The sequence below is a fragment of the Acinetobacter sp. DMC2 genome (assembly GCF_056314305.1).
In genome coordinates this window covers 899,459-907,906 of the sequence record NZ_JBQUYP010000001.1, presented here as the reverse complement: position 1 = coordinate 907,906, position 8,448 = coordinate 899,459, and the positions used below count along the sequence as shown (strand labels likewise).

The following is an 8,448-nucleotide window of genomic DNA, read 5'->3' as shown; positions in this document are numbered from 1 at the left end:
CAAGTGGCGTTGGGACCAGATGCAATCGACGGCACAGTGGTGAATGTTAATGGTGTGAACTACACCGTGACAGCAGCTGACCTTGCAAATGGCTTCATCACAGCGATTCTTGCCGCAACAGCAGCAGATCCTGTGACTGGTCAGATTGTGATTCATGCTGAGGCTGTAGATGCACAAGGTAACGTAGATGTTGCTGATGCAGATGTAACGGTAACTCTAGATGTTACTCCACCTGATATCACTACAACTGTGTTAGCAATTGACCCAGTTACTGCTGATAACATTCTAGATGCGACAGAAGCTGGTGGACCAGTGACCTTAACAGGTACATTGACCAACATCCCTACAGATGCCGTAACAACAGGTGTTGTGGTTACTGTAAATGGTGTTGACTATACAGCCACAGTTGATGCCGTAGCAGGTACTTGGACAGTTGATGTAGCTGGTAGTGGTCTTGCAGCAGATTCAGACTTAACTGTTGATGCTACTGCGACATTCACAGACCTCGCAGGAAACACTAGTACACTTCAAGATACGCAAACTTATACTCTTGCAAGCTCTATCATTGCTTTCGATAACACTGATACAGCAGTACTTGCACCTCAACCATTGCTTGTACAAGATGATGCAGCTCTAGGTAGCAAAACATACTTAGCTCTTGTGTCACTTGCTGGACTTGATTTGCAACTTGGTTCTGAAGCGATTGGCTTTACAGTTGGTGCAGGTGATGAAGGTAACGCAACCTTTACGTACAGTGCTTTAATTGGCGTAGATGCATTATCTGATTACTCTCTAGTCCTTCAGAAATTTGATACAACAACGGGGCAATGGACTTCTGTCTATGGTGGTGGCCAAGCAGACATTCTTGACCTTACTTTATTAGGTACAACTCCTAGTGTAGTTATTGATGGTTTAGAAGAAGGTCAATACCGTGCATTCATGACTTATAACGGTCTTCTAGGTATTGGTTTACTTGGTACCTTAACTGGCACAATAGATGTTTATGACACGACGCAAGTAGGTGGATACTACACTGAAGTTGCTGATGGTAACGTCATCACAGAAGTGAATGGTTCAGGTGAAGTAGACATCGTGACTCCAACAACAGTTGTAAGTGCAGTTAACGGTCAGCCTGTTGTAGCAGATGGCACGATCATTAATGGTGCTTACGGTACATTGGAAATCAACCTTGATGGTTCATATACTTATACACCTACTGCAAGTGCAGCTGGTGTTGGTCAAACAGATGTGTTTGTCTACACATTAACCGATCCTGTAACTGGGGACACTGCTCAAGCAAATCTCAATATTCAATTGAGCTCTGTGAAAGCTGCAGACAACCTAGCAGTTGCTGAAATTAATCCAGAATCGTTGCTTGTTGCAGATGACGTAGCTCTTGGTAGTGCAAGTTACTTAGCAGCAGTTTCTCTCGCTGGTTTGAACTTACAATTACTAGGTGATGCAACCATTGCATTTAATGTGGATGCAGACCGAGAAGGTACAGCTACATTTACCTTCAGTGGATTACTCACTGCGAATGTATTAAGTGACTACTCACTAGTTGTTCAAAAATACGATGCAACTACTGGACAATGGGTATCTATTGGTGGAACTAACCCAGAAGCTTCGCTCATTGATCTATCTCTGATTGGTGGAGTAGCAACTGCTGTAGTGGATGGCTTAGAACCAGGTCAGTACCGTGCATTTATCGGTTATGACGGATTGTTAGGTGTAGGTCTAGGCGGAACATTAACTGGTACGATGGATGTCTATAATCCATATATCGTGGCTGGTTACTCTGTCGAGCCAATTTCTGGCAACGTTATTAAAGATGTTGGTATCAACGGTGCAGTTGATGCTGCAACCCATGACGCTATTATCTCAACAGTTAATGGAAATGCAGTAAGTGCAACTGGTACAACTACGATTGCAGGTACTTACGGTACATTGGTAATTGATCAAAATGGTAACTACACTTACACACCAAATGCGAATGGACTAAATCTCGGACAAGTTGATGAGTTTACTTATACGTTACTCGATCCAGTTACGGGCAATAGTTCTCAAGCGACTCTATATGTTCACTTGGATAGTGATAGTGTGGATATGACTTGGAACGCTAATGATCCATCTCAACCAGCTGTTATCACAAGCCCAGTTCCTGTTGATGCAATGGATAACGTTGCTTCAGCAGCAATTGACATGGTTTATCCAACGACACAACAAGTCTTTGATAATGCAATTAGCTATAACTGGTTACTTGGTGTTGGTGGAGTTGTTATCGGTACTAAACAAGGTACTGCGACATTTACAGTTGATCCAGGCCATATTACTGAAGCAATTATCTCAGTGAACTTTGGTTCAGTTGCAACGATTGTTGATGGTTTACATGTGGTATTAACACGAGTTAATCCAGACGGCACTCGTACAGTAGTAGCAGATAGTGCAGATACAGGGGTACTTGATTTATTAGGTATCTTTGGGTCTGAGGTGAAATTCAAGGTTGATAACTTAGGTTCTGGTACTTATGAGTTGTTTATGGAGAGCAATACGCTTCTTACAGCTCTAGGTAGTGTCACTGCGGATATTACTTTGAATAATGGCGATATTACTCAAGTACCTAGCTTAGTAGTGGATCCTATCATTGGTAATGTTCTGTCAGATGATAACTCTGCTGTATATGGACCAAACTATACGCCAGATTACATTACGACAACTTCAGTTGTGACTTCAGTGACTTCTGAAAATGGTAATACATCAGCTGTGAGTGTAGGTTCATCAGCAACAATTGTAGGTGCTTATGGTACTTTAACAATTAACGCGGATGGTACTTATAGTTATCAGGCTACAGCTAACACGTTAAATATAGGAAAAGTAGATAGCTTTACCTATACCGTGACAGATCCAGCAACTGGTAGAACAGACACGGCAACATTGCATATCCAAATTGGTTCACCTGATGTGGATATCACTTGGGATACAGCTAACCCAGGTGTAGATGCGGTAATTCCTGCACCAGTAGCCAATGCGGATACTAGTGATGCAACAATCAGCATGAAACAGGTAACTGATGCTGTTGTTGATGTACCAAGTGGTAACGTATCGCTTAGTACATTACCACCAGTTTTAAGCAGTACAGTGACATCGAACCAGTTTGTTGTTGCTGCCAATACTGTAACTGATGTACATGTTCAGCTGAATTATTTAGCATCTTTAAGTCTATCTGTTCTACCGACGACAGGTTATAAGATCCAGCAGTTTGTAGGCGGTGTATGGGTAGATACAGTTTATTCAGGTTCTTCGACAGCCTTGGCAGGTGTGTTGGGTGCTCCAGCATACTCGGCTGATGTATCTCACTTATCTGCTGGTACTTATAGAGTTGTGTTTAGCTTATCTAGTTTGCTTCCAATTGGTAATATGTCACTTGATTCGGTTGTGACTACAAAAACAACTCATCTAGATCAATACACACCTGATGGTTTAACAGATTGGATTCATGGCAATATCTTGGTAGGTGATACTACTGGTGGAGTTGCAGACACTACAGTTGCTTCTCAATTGTATGTTGAAGTTACACCAGGAAACTACCAAATTGCTGCTGGTCAAGCGATTAATACTGGTGAAGGTACCTTGTACCTCTACAATGATGGTTCGTACTATTACAAACCATTAGATAGTGCAGCAAATGCTACGATTGATACGATTAACTACAAACTTGTATCAGTTACGGGCGCTGAATCTACCAGCACATTAACGATTGATTTGAGTCAAGAGTTGAACAGCCTTGCTGTAAGTACCAGTGCGAACGATACATTTACGCTTGGTAATGGCTCGGATACCTTGATTTACAACACATTAACAGCTGCAAGTGTAAATAGTGCAACTGGTGGTAATGGTGTAGATGTATGGAATGATTTCCATGTAGGTAATACGGCAACTGATACTCAAGCTGATAAGATTGATATTAGTAACTTATTACTTGGCAATCCAAACAGTTTAACCATTGGACAATATGTATCTGTAAGCTACGATGCTACGACTCAAAACGCTACAATTAGTGTAGATCGTGACGGTTTAGGTCTTACTTATTCAAATACTCAATTGTTGACAATTCATCTAGATGAATCTCGAACTTCATTGACCCTCAATGATCTTCTCAACAATGGTCAAATTATCTATTAATAGATAATTAACCAAGTAAAAAAAGAGCCTTCGGGCTCTTTTTTTATGTTTAAACAATACGTTAATCTAGTTTTTAATTTCTCCGTGCTATGATGTATCGAAAATTTTATAGAACAACAATTAACGAATAGGGACTAAATTCGAGTGACGGCATTTTTAAAATTCCAAAGACAAATGAACCTTTGGTTAGAGCAAGTTGTTCAGCACGTTCCGAGTCTTAAACAGGATATTATTTTATTTTTATCTTATGGTCCTAAAGACCAAAGATGTGGTGTGTGGCACAGTGAGAAAACAAATTTAGAGCAGGCTAAAAAACAATTATTAGATTTTATTAATGACCAGTTTGCACAGTCACCGCTGGATGAATATATAAAAATTGATGTGGCATATAACTTAACGAAACAAGCTTGGAAGGAAGTAGAGCAACAGGTTCACCATCAATTTCACAACAATCACTACCGTAAAGGGATTGGATTTGATGAACACTGTTCAGTGGCTTTTCTTGAGCAAGAGATTTATGGAAAAGCAATCATTCGAGGCTTGAGCTACGACAAACCGAACTTTTTTGATGAAACAAACCTAAATTATGCAGTTAAGCAAAAATATAACGCTCCAAAACCACAGATTAAATTACAGGAGCTGCAAGACATTTGGACTTTTGATACCTACGCTGCATTTTATGAAAATGAGGAATTTATTAACTTAGCGAGTGGCTATGATGTAAATGGAATTAGAGGAATTTCAAGCAATAAAAAACAGCATTTTCAGCATCTAATTGAGCAAAATTCGGCATTTCTGCATGACCAGATTCAAGAAAATGGCAAATTTATTTATGGTTATTTTTCTGCTTATGATCGTGACATTCGTAACTACAATACAGTGCGCCACTGTACCTCGGTATATGCCTTACTAGAAACTTTTGAAGTGCAGAACAAGCCAGAATATTGGCCCAAAATACATGCTGCCATTCACTATGCACTGACCAACTTTTATAAAGAAAAAGACTCAGAAACAGCCTTTATGATTGATGGTAAAGAAGGGGAGTTCGAAATCAAATTAGGTGCGAATGCGGCCGCTATTTTAATGTTAACTAAATATCAAGAAATTACTCAAAAAGCGGATTATCAAAAATATGCAGAGAAACTCGCAAATGGTATTTTAAAATTAATAGATTCAAATGGCTCAACAACTCATGTATTAAATTATCCAGATTATGATTTAAAAGAAAAATTTAGAATTATTTATTATGATGGTGAGGCTGCTTTAGCATTATTACGTTTATATCAAATTAACCAAGATTCTAGATTATTAGAAACGGTTAAATTAATGTTTGAATGTTTTATTGAGAAAAGATATGAAAAATACCATGATCATTGGTTAAGTTATTGTACAAATGAACTCACTAAAATATGCCCTGAAGATAAATATTTTATTTTTGGTTTAAATAATTATTTAAAACATTTTATTTTTATTAAAAATCGAAAAACAACATATGCAACTTTATTAGAAATGCTAATGGCTGCTTATAAAATGGTGAACCGTTTAAAAGAGCAGGGGCGGACAGCACTTTTTGAGCAGGCGTATATGCCTGAGCTTCAAAAGCTAATTGAGTTTAGAGCTGATTTTCAAACTACAGGATTTTTTTATCCGGAAATGGCGATGTATATGGCTCGGCCAGATAAAATTTTACATGCGTTTTATATTCGTCATGATCGTTTTCGAGTACGGATTGATGACCAAGAACACAACTTATCGGGTTACATCGCTTACGTTAAAGATTACAAAGGTGATGAGCCATGAAGTATCAACCCGTTGAGATCAAGCTATTAGCACATATCGATACGACAAATTTTGATGAAGCTATATGGCAATTCGAATTTGATGATGATATTTCAACCCTACTGCTAATCGACTACGCATTAGAGCAATTTCAGCAAAAAAATGTACAAGCTCAAGATGTCTATGTTGTGCCACAAAAAATGAGCGAGCAAATTGGACAACAAAACTTAGGTTTAAAAACATCTGAAAGTTATACATTTACCGAGTTATTGCAGTTCTTAATTTTTACTCAAGCAGTAGATGTAAAAGAAGCTTTAAGTAATATGATTTGCGGTACAAATGAGCAAGCTTATTTAATTTTGTCAAAAAGAGCCGCTGCCTATAACTTAACTTTAAAAAATGAAGCTACCCAAAATCAACTAAAGCATTTGTTTTTATTGCTTAGAAAAATTTTTAGTTACCCAGTTGAAATAAAAAATCTTTTTTTTATTAAAGAGCTTATTTTTAAAGGAAAGTCCTATCTTCCTCAGACCTCATTAATGGCACAGAACGTAGTAGAGGTCTTATATCTTACAAACTCATTTAGAAAAATTTATCTCACATTCTTGGAAGAAAACCAAACGATCGGTTTCTTTTTATTCTTAGATGATATTCATCGTGCTGAGCACTTGATTCCTTACTATCATTGTTTCCAAGCACAGAATGTAAAACCTAAAGTTTGCTCAACTCCAAGTGGCATTATTAACATTCTAGGCGATACCTACTTTGGGGAAATCTACACTGAAAAGCGTAGGTCAAAGGGTCAAAAAGATGCTCTACAACAATATGGATATAACTATTCTTTTAAAAAAATAAAAGCTTTTTTAGGTGAACATGACTTAAATATTGCTAACTTTGAAGCGGTATTTTCTTTAGAAAACCAATCTCCTTTAGGTCATAAAAAGCCATTTATTCTTAAAGCTGATGCTGAACAAACATTAGCAGCATTCAAAAATATTCACCTTAATCATGTGGTGTTGGCAAACAACCATCTAAAAGATTATGGGGATCGTGGACTGGTCTATACATTACAACAGTTGGATCAGGCTAACATTTCTTATATCGGGGCAGGCGTAAACCAAAAAGATGCTCATAACTACTTTCAACTCTCTTTTGAAAATAAGCGCTATGCTATTTTTAACGGATACTGGCACAGAGATACTGCCTATCTCGATTATGATTTTTATGCTTTAGGCCATAAGAGTGGAGTGGCGTGTTTAAATGGTGTTTTGCTTGAACAAATAGGGCGCTATAGGCTGACTCATCCTGAACATAAAATTATTGTTATTTGCCATTGGGGTGTCGACTTTAAGCCCATTACAAAAGAGCAGAGTAAGCTTGCTGCGATTCTAACCCAAGCTGGCGCTGACTTGATCATTGGTCATGGTGCTCATACTATTCAACCTGTCCAGATCATCAACCAAAAGCCAGTCGTGTTTGGTATTGGAAATGCTGTGTTTAATAGCAATGGCGAATATGAAAAACACAATGCTTTACCATTGGGTTGTATAGCAAGGTTAGACTTGTCAAAAGACTTACTTCGTCTTTATCCAATTTACACCAATAATTTGAAAACATTTTGGCAGCCATATCCAGTCAATGCTGAAGATCTCTTAAAAGCTAGTACTTACATGACATCTTCACTGACCCCTGAAAATTACATCGCTACCCAAGATAACTTAGGAGCATATATTGAAATTAAATTTTAGGGATATAGTTTGTATGTCGATAAAATAGTTTGAAGTTGTACTGGCGTAAATCCTAAATTCCTTAAGCCACCACTGCCTAATTTACATTCGGCGCTTGCCATGATGTTTGTTGGAGTACGTTTTGTAGCTTTTGGTGCACAAACATGTTTTAGTCCAAACACATGTCCCATTTCATGCACGCTACCAGCCTGAATATTATAATTGAGGCGGTTCCAGTCTAATAAAATAAAGGGTTTGCCATTATTACGAAAAGCTCTACTTGTTACATCTTCAAATTTCCATTTCGTTGAGTAGGCATCATAAATAAAAACAATCACTTCTTTACTTGCAGTTCGTTTCGGAAAACACGTATTTACACTGGCAGGAATGGTTTCAATAGTAATTGGGTAGGGCTGATTAATCTGTTGTTTTAAATCACAATGTAATTTTGAAAACTCTTCATAAGGAATATAACGATGTAATTTAAATTTAAAAATTTTATTATTTTTATCATCTACATAGTATTTATTTAATATTTTAATTTCCTTACGCATCTGTTGATAATTATCAAACTTTGTAGCTTCTGGAGAGTTGGTTGTAAAAACAAAAGTGACTGGAATAATAGGACGGCCATCTGTAGAGACTTTAGGTGTTTCTCCTAAAGGAAGAGGAGGGCGTGTAGTACAAGAAACGCATAGTAAAGTGCCAGTAATCACCAGTAATGTTTTTTTCATGCAGATTTCCCTCAAGCCCACCTTGG

4 protein-coding genes are annotated in these 8,448 nt (G+C 37.8%); 3 read left to right on the top strand and 1 reads right to left on the bottom strand.

What is annotated here, in order from left to right; translation table 11 throughout:
* From ACT53H_RS04290 to ACT53H_RS04280, 3 genes are all read left to right on the top strand, one after another.
* Window positions 1-4,182: beta strand repeat-containing protein (locus ACT53H_RS04290; protein ID WP_476008682.1), on the top strand; the 4,182-nt coding region annotated here is incomplete at its 5' end.
* A 144-nt stretch (window positions 4,183-4,326) separates the two neighbouring features.
* A complete protein-coding gene (locus ACT53H_RS04285) occupies window positions 4,327-5,982 on the top strand; it encodes a glycoside hydrolase family protein (RefSeq protein WP_476008681.1) in 1,656 nt (551 codons plus the stop codon).
* Window positions 5,979-7,709: a CapA family protein gene (locus tag ACT53H_RS04280; RefSeq protein ID WP_004790437.1), complete on the top strand. Its 1,731-nt coding sequence runs from the start codon at window positions 5,979-5,981 to the stop codon at window positions 7,707-7,709. The genes ACT53H_RS04285 and ACT53H_RS04280 overlap by 4 nt, the downstream gene beginning before the upstream one ends.
* Here the strand turns inward: ACT53H_RS04280 and ACT53H_RS04275 are convergent.
* Window positions 7,706-8,422, bottom strand: a complete 717-nt coding sequence (locus ACT53H_RS04275; RefSeq protein WP_004790439.1) for a zinc metalloprotease — start codon at window positions 8,420-8,422, stop codon at window positions 7,706-7,708. The genes ACT53H_RS04280 and ACT53H_RS04275 overlap by 4 nt on opposite strands.
* Between the last annotated feature and the right edge of the window lie 26 nt (window positions 8,423-8,448).